The sequence below is a fragment of the Halomonas cerina genome (assembly GCF_014192215.1).
GTDB lineage: Bacteria > Pseudomonadota > Gammaproteobacteria > Pseudomonadales > Halomonadaceae > Halomonas > Halomonas cerina.
In genome coordinates this window covers 149,046-166,483 of the sequence record NZ_JACHXP010000003.1, presented here as the reverse complement: position 1 = coordinate 166,483, position 17,438 = coordinate 149,046, and the positions used below count along the sequence as shown (strand labels likewise).

16 protein-coding genes are annotated in these 17,438 nt (G+C 67.9%); 2 read left to right on the top strand and 14 right to left on the bottom strand.

Annotated elements, in window-relative coordinates:
* Positions 1-11: 11 nt before the first annotated feature.
* The 11 genes from FHR94_RS19610 to FHR94_RS04095 form a co-directional block, all read right to left on the bottom strand.
* A complete protein-coding gene (locus FHR94_RS19610) occupies positions 12-431 on the bottom strand; it encodes a protein tyrosine phosphatase family protein (RefSeq protein ID WP_183324356.1) in 420 nt (139 codons plus the stop codon).
* A 43-nt stretch (positions 432-474) separates the two neighbouring features.
* The gene (locus FHR94_RS04140) at positions 475-1,344 is read right to left on the bottom strand and encodes an MBL fold metallo-hydrolase (protein ID WP_183324355.1); all 870 of its coding nucleotides are present in this window, start codon (positions 1,342-1,344) and stop codon (positions 475-477) included.
* Positions 1,345-1,540: 196 nt separating this feature from the next.
* Positions 1,541-2,188, bottom strand: a complete 648-nt coding sequence (locus FHR94_RS04135) for a peroxiredoxin (protein ID WP_183324354.1) — start codon at positions 2,186-2,188, stop codon at positions 1,541-1,543.
* 201 nt (positions 2,189-2,389) lie between these two features.
* Positions 2,390-2,854, bottom strand: coding sequence for a DsrE family protein (locus FHR94_RS04130; protein ID WP_183324353.1), 465 nt, complete (start codon positions 2,852-2,854; stop codon positions 2,390-2,392).
* A gap of 37 nt (positions 2,855-2,891) precedes the next feature.
* Positions 2,892-3,494 carry a rhodanese-like domain-containing protein gene (locus FHR94_RS04125; RefSeq protein ID WP_183324352.1) on the bottom strand — a complete coding sequence of 201 codons (603 nt, stop codon included), beginning with the start codon at positions 3,492-3,494 and terminating at the stop codon, positions 2,892-2,894.
* A 105-nt stretch (positions 3,495-3,599) separates the two neighbouring features.
* Positions 3,600-5,009 carry an MBL fold metallo-hydrolase RNA specificity domain-containing protein gene (locus tag FHR94_RS04120; protein WP_183324351.1) on the bottom strand — a complete coding sequence of 470 codons (1,410 nt, stop codon included), beginning with the start codon at positions 5,007-5,009 and terminating at the stop codon, positions 3,600-3,602.
* A gap of 68 nt (positions 5,010-5,077) precedes the next feature.
* Positions 5,078-6,034: an HAD-IIB family hydrolase gene (locus FHR94_RS04115; protein ID WP_183324350.1), complete on the bottom strand. Its 957-nt coding sequence runs from the start codon at positions 6,032-6,034 to the stop codon at positions 5,078-5,080.
* 212 nt (positions 6,035-6,246) lie between these two features.
* Positions 6,247-7,512 (bottom strand): serine hydroxymethyltransferase, encoded by a 1,266-nt coding sequence (gene glyA / locus FHR94_RS04110; RefSeq protein WP_183324349.1) that lies wholly within the window; start codon positions 7,510-7,512, stop codon positions 6,247-6,249.
* Positions 7,513-7,645: 133 nt separating this feature from the next.
* Entirely contained in the window at positions 7,646-9,055 is a 1,410-nt protein-coding gene (locus tag FHR94_RS04105; protein ID WP_183324348.1) for a hypothetical protein, read from the bottom strand.
* Between the two features lie 163 nt (positions 9,056-9,218).
* A complete protein-coding gene (locus FHR94_RS04100; RefSeq protein ID WP_183324347.1) occupies positions 9,219-11,795 on the bottom strand; it encodes an ABC transporter permease in 2,577 nt (858 codons plus the stop codon).
* Complete coding sequence (locus FHR94_RS04095; protein ID WP_183324346.1) at positions 11,792-12,508, bottom strand: ABC transporter ATP-binding protein; 717 nt, start codon at positions 12,506-12,508, stop codon at positions 11,792-11,794. Before FHR94_RS04095 ends, FHR94_RS04100 begins: the two co-directional genes overlap by 4 nt.
* Here FHR94_RS04095 and FHR94_RS04090 point away from each other — a divergent pair.
* A complete protein-coding gene (locus FHR94_RS04090; protein ID WP_183324345.1) occupies positions 12,507-13,190 on the top strand; it encodes a GDSL-type esterase/lipase family protein in 684 nt (227 codons plus the stop codon). The two genes, FHR94_RS04095 and FHR94_RS04090, sit on opposite strands and share 2 nt — an antisense overlap.
* Before the next feature lie 46 nt (positions 13,191-13,236).
* Here FHR94_RS04090 and FHR94_RS04085 read toward each other — a convergent pair whose 3' ends face one another.
* The 3 genes from FHR94_RS04085 to FHR94_RS04075 all read right to left on the bottom strand — a co-directional run bounded on the left by FHR94_RS04085 (position 13,237) and on the right by FHR94_RS04075 (position 16,023).
* Positions 13,237-14,133 carry a DMT family transporter gene (locus FHR94_RS04085; RefSeq protein ID WP_183324475.1) on the bottom strand — a complete coding sequence of 299 codons (897 nt, stop codon included), beginning with the start codon at positions 14,131-14,133 and terminating at the stop codon, positions 13,237-13,239.
* A gap of 4 nt (positions 14,134-14,137) precedes the next feature.
* Positions 14,138-15,610, bottom strand: a complete 1,473-nt coding sequence (locus FHR94_RS04080) for a sodium/proline symporter (protein WP_183324344.1) — start codon at positions 15,608-15,610, stop codon at positions 14,138-14,140.
* Between the two features lie 143 nt (positions 15,611-15,753).
* On the bottom strand, positions 15,754-16,023 hold the full coding sequence (locus FHR94_RS04075; RefSeq protein WP_183324343.1) for an Rdx family protein: 270 nt from the start codon (positions 16,021-16,023) through the stop codon (positions 15,754-15,756).
* A gap of 54 nt (positions 16,024-16,077) precedes the next feature.
* On the opposite strand from FHR94_RS04075, the gene FHR94_RS04070 reads away from it, so the two are divergent.
* Positions 16,078-17,391 carry an MFS transporter gene (locus FHR94_RS04070; protein ID WP_183324342.1) on the top strand — a complete coding sequence of 438 codons (1,314 nt, stop codon included), beginning with the start codon at positions 16,078-16,080 and terminating at the stop codon, positions 17,389-17,391.
* Positions 17,392-17,438: the final 47 nt, after the last annotated feature.

The following is a 17,438-nucleotide window of genomic DNA, read 5'->3' as shown; positions in this document are numbered from 1 at the left end:
GGCAGGCGCCGTCAGGCGTCCAGCATCTCGCGGATCGGCTGGGGGTCATGGCCGGCACCGTGGGCCGCCGCCAGCAGCGCCGGAATGTCGCAACCGGGTTCCCGGGCCCGGGACTGGGCCCAGAGATGCACGGCTCGCCGCCCGGTGCGGCAGAACGCCAGGATCGGGGTCGGCAGTTCGTCCAGGGCGCGGCCAAAGGCCTCGATGTCCGCCTCGCCATACTCCCCGGGGGCTACCGGAATGGTCCGCCAGGCCAGGCCCAGGGCCTCGGCCCGCTCGCGCAGGGCGCGGTCGTCGGGGTGGTCATCGGCCTCGCCGGGACGGCGGTTGCAGATCACCGAGCGGAAGCCGCGACGGGCGACCTCGTCGAGATCGGCGGGCGTCACGGCATTGGTAATGGCGAAGCCAGGTTCGAGTTCATGGATCTGCATGGGCACTCCTCCGCGGAATGGCATTGAACGGGCCGAATCAGGGTTAGAACTTGTTGATCGGCACCTTGAGATACACCTGACCGTTGTCCTCGGGCGGCGGCATGTGACCGGCGCGCATGTTGACCTGCACCGATGGCAGGATCAGCCGGGGCATGCCGAGGGTGGCGTCGCGCTCGGTGCGCATCTTCACGAACTCGTCCTCGCCGATGCCCTCGTGGACGTGGACGTTGTGGGCGCGCTGCTCGGCCACGCTAGTCTCGTGCTGGTACTCCTCGCGATCCGGCGCCTTGTAGTCATGGCACAGGAAGAGCCGGGTCTCGCCGGGAAGCGCCAGCACCTTCTGGATGGAGCGGTAGAGGGTGCGGGCATCGCCGCCCGGGAAGTCGCAGCGCGCGGTGCCGTAGTCGGGCATGAACAGGGTGTCGCCGACGAAGGCGGCATCGCCGATCACGTAGGTCAGGCAGGCCGGGGTGTGGCCTGGGGTGTGCAGGACTCGCCCTTCCAGGTGGCCGATGGTGAAGGTGTCGCCCTCCTCGAAGAGGCGATCGAACTGGCTGCCGTCGCGGGCGAACTCAGTGCCTGCATTGAAGGCCTTGCCGAAGACGTCCTGCACCACGGTGATCTTGGCGCCGATGCCGGTCTTGCCGCCCAGCGCCTCGTGCAGGTAGGGCGCGGCGGAGAGGTGGTCGGCGTGGACATGAGTCTCGAGGATCCACTCCACCTCGAGGCCGTTGTCGCGCACGAAGGCGATGATCGCATCGGCGGAGCGCACGTCGGTGCGCCCGGCGGCGTAGTCGAAGTCGAGAACCGAATCGAGGATCGCGCAGGCCTTACTAGCGGGATCCTGCACCACATAGCTGAAGGTGTTGGTCGGCTCGTCGAAGAAGTGGGTCACGGTTGGCTGCTGGGACATGGTATGCCTCCGTTTGCCGCGAAGGATGGGGGACGACGATCTCGGCGCGTCCCGGGTCTACAATTATGACCGCATCATAACCAAATAATTTAATCTAAGGTTAGATTGTTTTTTCATATTAGAGCGGCGGCAGATAGCGGCCCGCTATGGCCACTTGGGCGGGGAGGCGGGGGTGAATCCCCGCCTCCTGCTTGCCTTAGAGGGTCTTCTTGCAGAAGTACCAGTCGACATAGTCGTAGCCCGCGCCCTTACGCGCCTCGGCATCGGTGGCGGGAGGCGGCACGATGACCGGCTCGCCGGGCTGCCAGGCCTCGGGGGTGGCCACGCCGTGGGTATCGCTGGTCTGCAGGGCCTTGACCAGACGCAGGACCTCATCGATGGAGCGGCCGTTGGACATCGGGTAATAGACCATCGCGCGCAGCACCCCATCGGGGTCGATCACAAAGGTGGCGCGCACCGCCGAGGTGTCGCTGGCGCCGGGCTGCACCATGCCGTAGGCGTTGGCCACCTTCATGTTCAGGTCGGCGATGATCGGGAAGGGAACCTCGACGCCGAAGTTCTCCTTGATGCTACGGGTCCAGGCGATATGGGCATGGACACCGTCGATGGACAGCCCCAGCAGCTCGGTGTTGACCGCCTTGAAGTCCTCGGCGCGTTTGGCGAAGGCCATGAACTCGGTGGTGCACACTGGCGTAAAGTCCGCCGGATGGGCGAACAGCACCAGCCACTTGCCCTGGTAGTCGGAGAGTGACTTCTCGCCGTGGGTGGTCTTGGCCGTGAAATCGGGTGCCGGACGGTTGAGCTGGGGCATGACGGCTTGGGTCGCTTGCGCCTGGGTTTCCATGGTCGTTCCTCGTCTTGGGTCGTGATGGACAGCAGGCGTCATCGCCTTGCCTAGGAAGCCTTGCCTTATTGGTAATAACGTTAGGTCTTAATTGAATATAGAACCAATAGATCGCCCGCATGCCCTAAATAGCTACTAGCTATTTATTTATTACAAAAAACCGCCCCCGGAGGGACGGCGAAAACCCAACGTCACGGACGTTCAGAAGGTGAAGACGGGAATGGAAGGATCACGCATCATCTCCGCCATGGGGGGTGGCGCGGCGACACCGACGCCCTGCCGCAGATCCCCTTCGGCATAGTCGCTGTTGGGCAGATAGAGGGCACAGACATCCACCTGGGCGCCGTCGTCGATCAGTGCCTGGAGCAACATCTCCGGCTTCATGGATTCCATGGGACTGCCGGGGGCTGTCTTCAGGGCCTCGGGACTCTGATAGCTCGCCACGGCCAGATCCCCGGCCTGATCACACAACAGGACGGAGAGATCGGTGCCCTGTTGCTGCATGGTCCGAGACAGCACCATGGCCATGCCCTGGGTCTGCAGGGAACCGCTGCTCAGAATCACCAACGCCTTGTCGCGCATGTCGTGATCTCCTTCGTGCTCCGCCGCCAGGACCGGGGACGCGACCGTCACCGCGGTCGCCAGTATCAGGTTTCGCCACTGCATCTCATCGACTCCTTGGATTGGGGGTAGCCGCTCGGCCTCAACGATCGTCGCCAGGCGTCCAGGCCACCTTGGGGTTCACCTCGTAGCTCCAGGGCAGGCCGGAGTTGCGCCAACCACTCTTGGCTCGCACGCCCTTGGAGTCGCCCTCCTCGAGCTTGCCGCCCTCGAAGCCATCGGTCACGGAGTAGACCTCGCTGTAGCCCATCTCGGCGATCAGGTCCGCCGCCGGGGCACTGCGCGTCGAACCGGAGCGGCACATCACGATGATCGGGTCATCCTTATCCACTCCCAGCGCCTCGAGTTCGGCCTGAACCTCCGCTTTGAAATCGGGGTTCCGGACCATCGGCCAGGTACGGGCCTTGACATCGAAGTGCTCCCGGTCGCCCAGTACCCAAGGCACATGGATGTCGGTGGGCGTCGCGAAGCCGGTGAACTTGATCTCGATGGGATCCCGCACATCGATCAACACCGCCCGGTCGTTCTGCTGCATCAGCTCGTGGGCCTCCGCCGCCGTGACATAGAGGCCCAGCTGCGTCTCGCGATAGGCCGCCACCTCGGTGTCCTCGGTCGCGAGGACCGCCGTCGGGAATGACGCCGTGATCGCGCCCACGATGATGAAAGTCAAAAGCGACTTTTTCATAACTAAAACCTATAACGTAATTACTTTAATACCTACAAGCATAGTCATTCGCCGACGCCATGCCATGCGGCATGTCGACGCGGGAGGGCGAACCGTTCGGCGAAGCTACAGCTCGATACGCTGGCGGTAGGTGGGAATCTCGGCGTCGATGCCGCTCTCGGCGAAGGCCACCTGGAGGGCCTGCTGGGCCTCGGGCTCGCCATGCACCAGGTAGAAACGGGGCTTGCCACGGAAGGCGCCGGCCCAGCCGATCAGCTCCCGCTGGCCGGCATGGGCGGAGAAGCCGCCCAGAGTGTGGACGTGGGCCTTGACGGCCAACTCCTCGCCCAGCACCCGGACCCGCTCGGCGCCGTCGACGATCTCCCGACCCAGGGTGCCCTCTGCCTGGAAGCCCACGATCACCAGCCGGGTGCCGGGTCGCTCCAGGTTATGGCGGAAGTGATGGACGATACGCCCGCCGTTGCACATACCGGCGCCGGCGATGATGATGGCACCGCCGCGAATGCGGTTGATGGCCATGGATTCCTCCACAGTGCGCGTCAGGCGCAGGACCGGCAGGTACTGGCCGGGATCACCGTGGGCGGCGATGTTGAGCACCTTGAGATCCTCTGGATCGAGCGCCTTGCGCTTGCGGGCATAGAGCTCGGTGACGCGGATCGCCATGGGGCTGTCGAGGAAGACCATCTGCTGGCGCAGCCGGCCTTGATGGTAGAGCACGCTCAGGTGGTAGAGGATTTCCTGGGTGCGGCCCACGGCGAAGGCGGGAATCAGCACATTGCCCCCGTCCGCATGGGCCTGTTCCAGCACTTGGGCGAACTCCTCGAGGGTCTCCGTCAGCGGGCGGTGATCCCGATCGCCGTAGGTGCTCTCCATCAGCACCAGGTCGGCGTCGTAGACCTTCTCGGGGGGCTTCATCAGCACCGAGCCCGGGTTGCCCAGGTCGCCGGAGAACACCAGCCGCCGCTGCTGGCCGCCGGACGGGATGGCCAACTCGACGATGGCCGAGCCCAGGATGTGGCCCGCGTCGCGAAACACCAGGGTCACGCCGCCGGACAGCTGCACCGGTTGTCCGTAGCCATGGGGCTCGCAGAGCGACAGGGTCCGGGCCACGTCATCCTCGTCGTAGAGCGGCTCGATGGTAGGTTTGCCGGCCCGGGCCCGCCAGCGGTTCTCCCATTCGACGTCCTTGGCCATGACGAAGGCGGCATCGACCAGCATGATCTCGAGGAGCTCGGCGGTGTCGGCGGCGCAGTGGATGGGGCCCCGGTAGCCCTCGCGGACCAGCTTGGGCAGCAGGCCGGCGTGATCGAGGTGCCCGTGGGAGAGCACCACCGCCTCGAGCTCCCCGGCCAGGCGCCCGAAGGGCACGGCATTAGCCTCCTCGGCTTCGCGGCCGCCCTGGTGCATGCCGCATTCCAGCAGCAGTTTGTGGGGCCGAGGATCGCCATCCACCTCGAGCAGGTAGCGCGACCCGGTGACCTCGCCCACCGCCCCCAGAAACGTCAGCGTCGACATGGTCTCGGTCCCCTGTGCCGTGGCGTCATCCTCCTCAGCATAACGAACCCAGCCGCCGGGTGCGTTGCCTACACCTCGCCAGCGTTATCATCAGTAATGAGGCTGTTCTGGTGGAAATCGCTCATGATAGCCCCCTCCGTCACCCGCCGACCGACCCCGTCTCCCCACCAGTGGGCCAGCCCCTCGACCCAGCCGGCGGGCCCGGCCGCCGTGGTGCGATAAAGCGCCGGCTGATCGGGCGCGACCCGGTGGCCATGGCAGCCGCGGATCACCACGGGCTGGTCCACCGCTTCCAGCAGGGTGACGTCATTGGGGCCATCCCCCAGTCCCAGGGTCAGCGGCCGTCGGCCGCGCAAAGCCGCGAAACGCGTCACCAGCCAGGCCACGGCATGGCCCTTGTCGGCCCCGCCGGTGACATGCCAGAAGCGTCCGCCCTGGACCAGGCGCAGGCCATCCCCCTCCAGGCCTTCCCGCAAGGCAGTGAGCCGCTCGGGCGCATCTTCCCAGATCAGCGGTTCGCTGCCCTCGCGCAACCGGGCCAGGCATGCCGCCTGCTCATCGAGGCCAGTCAGTTCGATCACGGCCGCCAACGGCATCTCGCTCATGGTGGTGAAGCGCACGCCCAGACGCGCGCGCCATACCGCGAGCCGCTGACGGATCAGCCCGATATCGACCCCAAAGGTCTTGATCACCAGGCCATCGGGGCCGGTCGAGCGCTCGCGACGAGCATGGCACCAGGCCGCAGGTAGCCCTACCACGGCGCCATTCTCGGCGACAAAGGGAGTCTGCGTGAGCCCCAGCACGTGGCGCAGCGGCAACAGCTCGCTGCGGGTCTTGCAGGTCACCGGGATCACCGGCACGCCCAGCGCGTCGAGGCGCTCGAGCCAGGGCCCGGCCGGTGCCCAGTCGTAGCGGCAGTGATCGAGCAGCGACCCGTCAAGGTCGCTAAAGACCAGGCGCGGCCCCTCGGGGCCGGTGAGCGGCGGCAGGCGCGTACATTCCGGAGAGAGCGGCGTGGAAGACATGGCGTGACCTGCTGGCGGCATGGGAAAACTCCATGCCCAGCCGATGCAGTTAGTGTGCCAGCCCCGACCGAGATGAGGCCGTGCGGCCCACTCGGCTATCGGCCAACGGCATCAGGTACCGAACAAGTGCAGCAAAACGCCCCATCCCGGTGCACCGGGATGGGGCGTTTTGCATCACGTATGACGCGGCGCCCGGGTGAGTGACAGAAGACTTAACGATAGACCGGGAAGCGCGCGCAAACTTCCTCGACTTTGCCCTTCACTTCGGCCTCGATGGCGGCGGTGTCGGCGCCCTCGGCCATGACATCGAGGATGTCGCAGATCCAGCCGGCCAGGTCGCGACACTCGGCCTCACCGAAGCCGCGGGTGGTCACCGCCGGGGTACCGATGCGCAGCCCAGAGGTCACGAAGGGGCTCTGGGGGTCGTTCGGCACGGCGTTCTTGTTGACGGTGATATGGGCGCGGCCCAGGGCGGCGTCCGCGTCCTTGCCGGTCACGCCCTGCTTGACCAGGGACAGCAGGAAGAGGTGATCCTCGGTGCCGCCGGAGACGATGTCGAAGCCGCGCTCGATGAACACCTCGGCCATGACCTGGGCGTTCTTGACCACCTGCCGCTGGTAGGTCTTGAACTCGGGGTCCATGGCCTCCTTGAAGCAGATCGCCTTGGCGGCGATGACGTGCTCCAGCGGACCGCCCTGGCTGCCCGGGAAGACCGCGGACTGCAGCTTCTTCTCGATGTCGGCGTCGCCCTCGCTGGAGAGGATCAGGCCGCCGCGCGGACCACGCAGGGTCTTGTGGGTAGTGGTGGTCACGACATGGGCGTGGGCCATCGGGCTCGGATAAACCCCGGCGGCTACCAGCCCGGCGATATGCGCCATGTCGACCAGCAGGTAGGCGCCCACCGCATCGGCGATCTCGCGGAACTTGGCCCAGTCGATGATCTGGGAGTAGGCGGAGAAGCCGGCGATGATCATCTTCGGCCGGTGCTCGCGGGCCAGCCTGGCGACCTCCGCGTAGTCGATGCGGCCGGTCTCGTCGATGCCGTACTGCACGGCGTGGTAGTGCTTGCCGGAGAAGTTCGGTTTGGCGCCATGGGTCAGGTGACCGCCGGCGTCCAGGCTCATTCCCAGCACGGTGTCACCCGGCTTGACCAGGGCCTGGAAGACGGCGGCGTTGGCCTGGGAGCCGGAGTGGGGCTGAACGTTGGCGTAGCTGGCGCCGAACAGCTCCTTGGCATAGTCGATGGCCAGTTGCTCGACGATGTCGACGTACTCGCAGCCGCCATAGTAGCGCTTGCCGGGATAGCCTTCCGCGTACTTATTGGTCAGCTGGCTGCCCTGGGCTTCCATGACCCGGGGGCTCGCATAGTTCTCGGAGGCGATCAGCTCGATGTGGGCCTCCTGACGCGCGCGCTCCTTCTGCATCGCGTCGAACAGGGCATCATCGAAACCGGCAATCTGCATATCACGGCTGAACATCGGCGGGGGACCTCGTATCACGGGGAAATCTGAGAGCGGTATCATACCCCAGCGCATGGCGGCTTTCACATTAAAGCCCCTCATGGCGGGGTGCAGCCGATCTCATGGTCACGGCGGCGCAACGCCCCACCACTCAATGCGTCTCGACGCGCATCGACAGTCGGTCCGGCAGCGCCAGCGGGTCGGCCGCCAGCCCCTCGACACCGCTTTCCGCTGGCAGGGTCAGGTGGATAGCGAGCTCCCTGGCGTCGCCGGCCATCATGTCCACCAGGCCGGTGAACAGCGTCTCGATCTGCGGGCCGAACAGCATGCCGAAGCCCTTAGCCTGGGTGCGCGCCTGGGCCAGGAAGTCGGCCTCGCTGATCCCCTGCCCTGCGGCCATGAGCGGCGCCAGGCGGTCGAACAGGCCGTGATCGGTGAGGAGGACATCGACCCGACCGCCCAGCAGGGTCACCTCTTCCAGGCTCTCCAGGTCGGCCAGGAAGGCCGCCGGCTCGACGCCCTCGGGCAGGCGTACCGGCAGGTCCGCCTCGAGGTCCCAGCCGAAGGCTTCGACGGCGGTGAGGTGCATCTCGCCCAGCAGCCGGCTGGCCGCCTCGCCTGCCTCCCAGCGCCCCGAGGAAACCGCATCCAGCCGGAGCTGACCGCTGCCGCCGGTGAGCACGTTGCTGGCCATGCGCAGCCGGGTACGCTCCCCCACGGGGGCCAAGGCGATCATTCGCGCCAGGTCCAGCGCCAGCGCCTCAAGCCGGAAGCCACCCTCGCCATCGGTCATGTCACCGTCGAAGCGCAGGCGGTCGAGGGTCGCCACCAGGCGCTCGGCCTCGATGCTCAGGTCGATAAGCTCCAGGCGGTCGAGGGTCCGTGCGTCTTCCCGGTCGAGCCCTCTCAGGCCGACCAGGCTGAGGGCCGCCAGGGAAAAGTGACCATCGCCGATATCCGCCAGTTGCTCCCCGCTGCCGCTGATACCGGTCACCTCCAGGCTGCCGATGGCCTGGCGGGACAGCTCGGTGGCGTACAGGTGCTCGATGGTCAGCCGCCCGGTGGCGGTGCCAAGGAAGACCTCCTTGCCATCTTCGACCCGGGTGCGCGGCGTCTCGCGGCTCATCGCCAGGCCGTCGATGGTCAGCTCGGCGGCCTCGAGCTCACCGTCCAGCGGCAAGTCACGCAGGGCCAGCAGCGGCCGGGAGGGCTCGCCGACCACCAGCCGCTCGACGGTGATGATGCCCGGCTCGTCGTCCTGGGCCTCGAGGCGCAGGCCTTCCATCACCACCGCGTCGGGTTGGTCGTAGTCGCCCTCGACCGTATAGCGAGCGAGACGTAGCCGGTCACCGTTATCGCCGACGAAGACCAGGTCCTCGGCGGTGGTGCGGCCACCGAGCAGGCCGTCGGAGACCTTGCCGATGGACAGCTCGCCCGACGTGTCGGCGAACAGGGCGCGCAGGTCGGCCTCGAGGCGCTGGGCATCAGCCAGGGTCGGCAGCGAAGCGAACAGAAACAAGAAGAGGACGGTCAGAACGGCCGGCCGGCATATTGAGAGCATGGATCACCTCCCCTGTGATCGCGAGGATTGCTCCAGGAGTCTAGCACCGCTCCACCGCTCGGGTCGGCAACGCCAGGCCGTCTCACCGGCCAGGCCCTCGCCCCATTCCACTAACCCCCGTTCGTATCAGCTGCGATCGATGAGGGCGATGCGTCCGTCAGCCTCAGGCCTCGCCCAGCAAGCCGAGGCTCGCCACCGGCGCCTGGCGACGCAGTCCCCGCGACAGCAGGTGGCCGATCCCGCCGACCAGCAAGGCGCCACCCAGCGGCAGCACCAGCCAGAGCCCGGGGTGCAGGCGCGGTGTCAGGTCCAGCCAGGCCACGTAGATCCCTGCCGCGGCCAGCTCCGCCAGCAGGGCCCCGAGCAGGCCGCTGGCCAGGCCCAGCACGGCGAACTCGGCCCCCTGCACCCGGGAGAGCAGCCGATTACTGGCCCCGAACACGCGCAACAGGCCGCCCTCATGGGCGCGCACCGGCAGGCTCGCGGTCAATGCCGCATAGAGCACGCTGATGCCCGCCAGCAGCACGAAGACCAGCACCAGTTCCACCGCCCGGGTGACCTGCCCCAGCACATCGCGCACCTGGCCGAGGATGGCATCCACGTTGAGCAGGGTCACGGCGGGAAACGCGCTGACCAGCCGCTTCAGGGTCTCCCGGTCCCCATCGTCGAGATGGAAGGCGGTGATGTAGCTGTGACCGAAGCGCTCCAGCACCCCGGGCGGGAAGATCACGTAGAAGTTGGGCCGGAAGCTGTCCCAGTCCAGGTCGCGCAGACTGGTCACCTCGCCGGTGATCGTCTGGCTGCCGATGCTGAAGGTCAGGGTGTCACCGAGCGCCAGCCCCAGCCGCCCGGCGAGGCCATCCTCCAGGGAGATCGGCACCGTGTCGCGACGAGCGTCCACACGCGCCAGCCAATCACCGCTGTCGGCCGAGACATCGCCGGCAGCGAACCACTCCCCCGCCACCACGCGGTTGCCTTCGGGGAGCGTCTCCCGCCAGGTCAGGTTGAGCTCGCGGCGCAGAGCGTTATCGCCCTGGGCCTCGTCGGGCACGGCGTTGCGGGGCGTCTGACCGTTGATCGCGGTGATCCGCCCGCGGACCATGGGATAGAGCGCACTGCGCGCCTCGGCTTCCTCGGCCAGCACCTGCGCGAAGGCCTCGTGCTCGCCGGGCTGGATATTGATGGCAAAATGGTTGGGGGTATCGGCCGGCAGCTGGGTCTGCCAGGCGGTCAGCAGATCGCCTCTCACCAGGGCGATCATGGCCATGGCGAAGAAGCTCACCGAAAAGGCCAGCAGCTGGCCGAGGCTCGCGGTGCGCCGCCGCGCCAGTTGCTGGCCGCCCAGGCGTAGGGCGCTGACGAGCCGCTCGTCACCGCCGGCCCGCGGCAGGCGGGCGGTGAGCCGCAGCACCAGGCCGAGCAGTAGCCCGCCCAGCCCCCACAGCACCACCAGGCTCGCCATGCCCCCCAGCAGCAACCAGACCGAGAGCCAGAGATCGCCGGAGTAGAGCCACAGCAGTCCGCCGAACACCAGGGCGGCCACCCCCACCACCAGCCAGGCCGAAGCCGGCAGCGGGTCGAGTTCGCGGCGCAGCACCTTGAGGGCACTGACCCGCTTGAGCCGCAGCAGGGTCGGACCGGCGAACCCCGCCAGCACCGCCAGGGCGGTGAAGGTGCCAAGCCATAGGGGCAATGCCCCGGGTGGCGGCAGGGTCAGCGGCAGGAAGGCGGTAAGCAGCCCCAGCAGGGCCGCCTGGCCGGCCAGGCCCAGCAGGGCCCCCAGCGCCGAGGCCACCAGCGCCAGGCACAGCAACTGCAGGGCGAAGAGACGCACCAGCTCGCGCTGGGTGGCACCGAAGCAGCGCAGCAGGGCCGCGGTGTCCAGGTGGCGGTCGACATAGCGCCGGGTGGCCATGGCCACGGCCACCCCCGCCAGCAGCACCGCGGCCAGCCCCGCCAGGCTCAGATATTTCTCGGCCCGCTCCAGCGCACTGCCCATCCGGGGGCGGTCACGGCGCACGTCGCGCACCTCCACACCTTCGGCCCTGAGCCGGGTGAGCAGCGGCTCGACGCGTTCGACGGCCTCGACAGAGCCGGCGGCGAGTAATTCGTACTCGATCCGCGAGCCGGGCTGGACGAGCCCGGTGGCCTCGAGGTCATCGACATGCATCATCAGCCGCGGGTTGAAACTGCCGAAGCCGGCGGACTGATCCGCCTCGCGCTCGACCAGGCCACTGACCCGCAACTCGGCCCGACCGAGGCGCACCCGCTCACCGACCTCAAGCTCCAGCAGCAGGGCCAGGCGGGGGGCCACCCAGACGCTGCCCCGGGCGGGACCGCGGGCGAGCGTCTCCACGCCGTCACCGCGATCCACCCGCGAGGCGCCGTAGTGGGGATAGGCGTCGTCTACCGCCTTGACGCTCACCGGCTGGAAGGCCTCGCCGTGGCTGACCATGGAGACCATGTCGACCTGGTCGGAGAGCACGAGCCCAGCCGCCTCCAGGGCCTCGCGCACGTCGGCGGCGAAGGGCCGCGACTGCTCCAGCACCACGTCGCCCCCCAGCAACTGGCCGGCCTGGCGGGTCAGGCCTCGGTCGAGCCGGTCGAGGAAGAAGCCGATCATGGTGGAGGCCGCCACGGCGAGGGTGAGGGCCACGAACAGGGCCCGCACGTCGCTGGCGCGCAGGTCGCGCACCAGGCCGCGCCAGGCCAGGCGCACCCCACGCAGGAAGCCGGTCATGCCACCACCTCGTCGACGGCCATCGCCTCGAGCCGACCTCCGGACAGGCGCAGGCACCGTCCACAGCGTCGGGCCAGGGCCGGATCGTGGGTCACCAGCACCAAGGTGGTCCCGGCCTCGCGATTGAGGGCGAAGAGGGTGTCGATGATGCGCTCGCCGGTGGCCGGATCCAGGTTGCCGGTGGGCTCATCGGCGAACACCAGCTCGGCCCCGGTGACGAAGGCGCGGGCCAGCGCCACGCGCTGCTGCTCCCCGCCGGAGAGCTGCTTGGGCAGGTGGTCGAGGCGCTCGCCCAGCCCCACCCGGGCCAGCCAGTCCCGGGCCCGCGCCTCGGCATCGACGACCGACGAGAGCTCTAGGGGCAGCAGCACATTCTCCAGCGCCGTCAGGGTCGGCAGCAGCTGGAAGTTCTGGAACACGAACCCCACCCGGCCGGCCCGCAGCCGCGCCCGGCCGTCCTCGTCCAGGGCGGCGAGGGACTGGCCGAACAGCGTCAGCTCGCCATCGGTCGGGGCGTCGAGTCCGGCCAGCAGACCGAGCAGGGTCGACTTGCCGGCACCGCTCTGGCCGAGGATGGCCACGCTCTCGCCGGGGAACACCGAGAGGTCGAGATCACTCAGAATGGTCAGCGAGCGCTCGCCACTCTCGACCCGCTTGGTGAGCCGGTCGGCATGTAGAATCGGCGAAGTATCTGCACTGAAGGAGATGGACATGACGAAAGGCTTCCCTGTTGCGCGTTGTCGCGATGAGCGGCGGCTCCGGCCGGAGGCGGCCTGGCTGCTCCTGCTGCTCCTGCTGGCCCTGCCGCTCTCGGCCGCGGAGCGCCCGGTACTGCTGGTGATGGGCGACAGCCTGAGTGCGGGCTACGGTATCGAACACGAGGCCGGCTGGGTCAGTCTGCTGTCCGAGCGTCTGGAGGGGAAGGCGCAGGTGGTCAACGCCAGCATCAGCGGCGAGACCAGCCGGGGCGGAGCGGCCCGGCTCCCCGACCTCCTGCGACAGCATGCCCCGGACATCGTTCTGATCGAGCTCGGCGGCAACGACGGCCTGCGCGGCCTGCCACCCGCCCAGATGCGCGCCAACCTGGCCGGGATGATCGAGGCCAGTCGCGCGGCCGGGGCGCGGGTGCTGCTGCTGGGCATCGATATCCCGCCCAACTACGGCTCGGCCTACCGTGAGGCCTTCACCGGGGTCTTTTCGGGGCTCGCCGAGCGCTTTGACGTGCCGCTAGTGCCCTTCCTGCTCGATGGCGTGGCCCTAGACGCCTCACTGATGCAGAACGACGGTCTCCACCCCACCGCCGCCGCCCAGCCGACCATCCTGGCCAACGTCTGGCCGGCGCTGGCGCCGCTGCTGGAGGATAAAGGGGTGGCGCTGGCCGCCCGTCAGGAGTGAAGCAGGGCCTCGGTGCAGGTTGGATAAGCCGAAGGCGCATCCAACATCAGGCGTCGGACTGGGCGGCCGGTGCCGGCGCCTTCTGCCACTGCTGTAACCCGAGCCCGCCGAGGATCAACACCAGCCCCACCAGGGTCGAGGGCAGGATCGGCTCACCGACGACGACATGCAGCAGCAGCAACGAAACCGGCGGCGAAAGGAAGATCAGATTGGAGACCTTCGCCGTGCGCGACACCGTATGCACCGCCAGCTGCCAGAGCACGAAGGCGATCCCCATCTCGAACAGGCCCACGTAGATCCCGGCGGCCAGCCCGCCCCAGCCCTGCCACTGAAGGCCCGGCCCGACCAGCAGGAGCACCGTGAGCACCGGCACCCCGACACTGAAGTTCTGCCACTGGGCCACCAGGAGGGGGCGGTGGTCACGGGCATTGAGCAGCCAGTACAACGCCCAGAGCAGGGTCGAGGCCAGCGCCAGGCCGACGCCGAGCGGGTCGGCGAAGGCCACATCGAACACCGCTCCCCGGGTGGCGATGACCCAGACCCCGGCATAGGCGACCAGGCCGGCCAGGACATCCATGCGGGTCAGCCGCTGGCCGAGGATCGGTACGGCCAGAAAGGCCATGGTCAGCGCCCAGGTGTAATTGAGCGCCATGGCCTCCTGGCCCGGCAGGCGATCATAGGCGGCGAACAACACCAGGTAGTAGGCCACCGGGTTCATCAGCCCCGCCCAAGCGGCGGTCTGCCAGCCGCGCCTGAGTGCCTCGCCCAGCAGGCCCTGGCGGGCCACCAAGACACCGATCAGCGCCCAGGAGACCAGCGAGGCAAGCCACATCAGCTCCAGCGGCGACATCCGGCCGAGTGCCACCTTGAAGGCGGTGGCCACCGTGGACCAGAGGGCCACGGCCCCGAGGCCATAGAGCATCGCCTGGCGATCCCGAGTCATGAGGTCAGGCTGTGTCATCGTTACTCCGTTCCGGTTTCAGGGCCCCGGGACCACGGCGAAGCCGCACGACTGTCGCCCCGGCCAGATAGACCAGGCCGCCGGCCACCATGCCCGGCAGGATCTCGTAGATGGTGCTGACGATGCGCGGATCCAGCAGCTGATAGAGCAGCACCACCGCCGGCCCGGTCACCACCATCGCGATCACCAGCCACTGAGGCGGACAGCGTCCCAGCGTGTAGACGAGCAGCAGCGGGGCGAAGGCGGCCCCCAGGCCCGACCAGGCGTGCAGCACCAGCCAGAAGACGGTCTCGTTGGAGTAAAGCGCGATCAAAAGCGCCAGCACGATCACCACCAGGGTGGCCACGCGGGTGGTGGCGTAGCTGTGCCAGCGCCGAGGCAGGAGGTCGCGGCTGATGGCGGCCGAACAGGTGAGGATCAGCGAGTCCGCCGTGGAGATCGTCGCGGCGAAGAGCCCGGCCAGCACCAGACCGGCCAGGATGCCCGGTAACAGTTCCGCCGCCATGACCGGCAAGGCCAGTTCGGTATCCTCCTGCACGTCGAAGTCGGCGAGCTCCGGCAGCAGCAGGCGTGACATCAGGCCGACGAGCATGGCGAGACTATAGAAGGCCGTGAACCACCCGTAATAGTAGAACCGCGCACGGCGCATGCTCTCCTCGCTGTCCAGCGACATGAAACGCACCATGATCTGCGGCTGGCCGATCACACCGAAACCGGCGAACAGCCAGCCGACCACGAACAGCAGCGGCCCCAGCCAGCCGAAGGCCAGGTCGGTCGGGAACCAGTTCATGTAGGTGGCGGACACCGCGTCGAGCGCCTCCCAGCTCGGCTGGATCCCCCCCTGCTCGGTGACGGTGATCCAGACCATCATCCCCATGCCCAGCAGCATGACGCTGGACTGGGCCGCGTCCGTCCAGACCGATGCCCGCAGGCCACCGGAGAAGCAGTAGAACAGCACCATGGTGGCACCGATGATCGCGCCAAGCCCCTGCTGCCAGCCGAAGAGCACGTTCAGCGCCTTGCTGCCGGCGCTGAACTGCGCCGCGGCGTAGATGCCCAGGAACACCACGGCGATCAGCGCCGCCACCACCCGCACCCCCACCTGGTTCTGCCCAAACCAATTGCCCAGCAGGGTCGGGTAGGTGAGTGAGTCGGAGGTGCCGGTCGCCCGCCGTAATCGCCGGTGCACCACCAGCGAGATCAGGAAGTCACCGATGATCCAGCCGATCATCAGCCAGATCGCCGCCAGCCCCGCCGAATAGGTATAGCCGATGACACCGATGAACATGTAGCCGCTGTTGTTGGTCGCCACGGCTGACAATCCCGCCAGGGAGGGCGGCAGGCTGCGCCCCGCCAGCAGGTAATCGGTGCTCTCCTTGCGCCGCACCAGCACCGACGAGAACCCGATCAGCAGAAACACCAGCATGAAGAAGATGAAGCTTCCCTGGAGAAAGGGCATCGGACGACCTCCTTACCTCGCTGCGCTAGGTGCTACCAGTCTGGCAGCTTTCCCATGGCAGCAATGCTCTTTTGCCAGGCGAGACGGGCATGGTCTGCCTCGCCTACCCCCACGAGAAGCCCGTCCCTTCGGGCGAGAAGCCATCACCGATCGATATGCCCCAGGTCGCGGCCGGGGTCGAGCCGGTCGCGGACCCGCTGCTTGAGGATCTTGCTGTCGGGAAAGCCGCCATCGCGCTTGCGCTCCCAGAGCGACTCCCCATCGTAGAAGATCTCGAAATAGCCGCCATGGGAGGGCACCAGGGCCACCTCCTCCAGTTCCTCGCCGAACGAGGAGAGCAGCTCCTGGGCCAGCCAGGCGCTGCGCAGCAGCCACTGGCACTGGGTACAGTAGTGAATACGAATACGTGACATCTGGCCTCACCGTCGCAACAATGAACGCCCTATCCTATCAGCCAGGGAAACCCGATGGCCGCCCCCGAGATCAGCCAGTCCCGCCTCTACGAGTGGCTCACCGGCGACGAGGACAGCCGGATGTGCCGGGACATCCCCGACGAGGCCTGCCAGGAGCAGCCCCGCAGCTTCTTCCTGCACCTCGTCGCCTCGCTGGGCAACAAGCTGGCCGATGAGCTCGCCAGCGCTCGCCTGGTACTGCCCTGGCTGCTGGGGGTGATCGGCGCCCCACTGTGGATGGTCGGTCTACTGGTGCCGATCCGCGAGTCCGGCGCCCTGCTGCCCCAGCTGTTCGTGGCCGGCTTCATTCGCCATCAACCACAGCGCAAGTGGGTCTGGGTAGCCGGCGGCGTCCTCCAGGCCCTGGCCGCCGCGGCGCTTGCCCTGCTGGCCCTGGTGGGTCACGGCGGCCTGGGCGGTGGACTGGTCCTGGCCGTGTTGGTGGCGTTGTCCCTGGCACGCGGCCTGTCGTCGATTGCCACCAAGGACGTGATGGGCAAGACCATCGCCAAGCAGCGTCGCGGCACCCTGATGGGCTGGAGCGGCAGCGTGGCCGGGGCAGTAACGCTCGCCGCCGGCGGCGTGCTGATGCTGTTCGACGACCGCCCCGGCGAGCTGGCACTGGCCGTGCTGCTGGCCATCGCCGCCCTGGGCTGGGCCTTCAACGCCCTGTGCGCGGCCCGCATCGCGGAAACGCCGGGAGCCGTGGAAGGCGGTGAGAACGCCTGGGAGAGCGTACGCACCGGCCTGCGTCTGATGCGCGACGACGCTGCCTTCCGAGACTTCAATGTCACCCGCGCGCTGTTGCTCTCGAGCGCCCTGGCCCTGCCCTATGTAGCCCTGCTGGGCCAGCAGCAGGACGGCGACGCACTCGGCGGCCTGGGCGTGCTGATCGTCGTTTCCGGCGTGGCCGGCATGCTGGCCAGCCCCGTCTGGGGCAAGCGCGCCGACGCCTCGAGCCGCCGCGTGATGCGCGATGGCGGGCTGACCACCGCGGCCTGCTGCCTGCTGGGGGCGGCCATCGCCTGGTGGCCGGTGGCATGGACCGCCACCATCTGGCCCTATGCGCTGGTCTATGGTCTGCTGGTGGTCGTGCATGCCGGGGTGCGCCTGGGGCGCAAGACCTATATCGTCGACCTGGCCGGTGCCGACAACCGGGCGCTCTACGTGGCCCTCTCCAACACCATTACCGGCGTGCTGATGCTGCTGATGGGGGCCGTGGTAGGCGGCCTGGCCCAATGGCTCGGCGCCAGCGCCCTGCTGGTGATCCTCGCCGCCACCGCCCTGGCGGCGGCGGCCAGGGCCCGGCATCTGCCCGAAGTGGAATAGCCCGGCGTTGAAATCCGGCGCCCGGCTGGCCATGATGTCTCGCAACG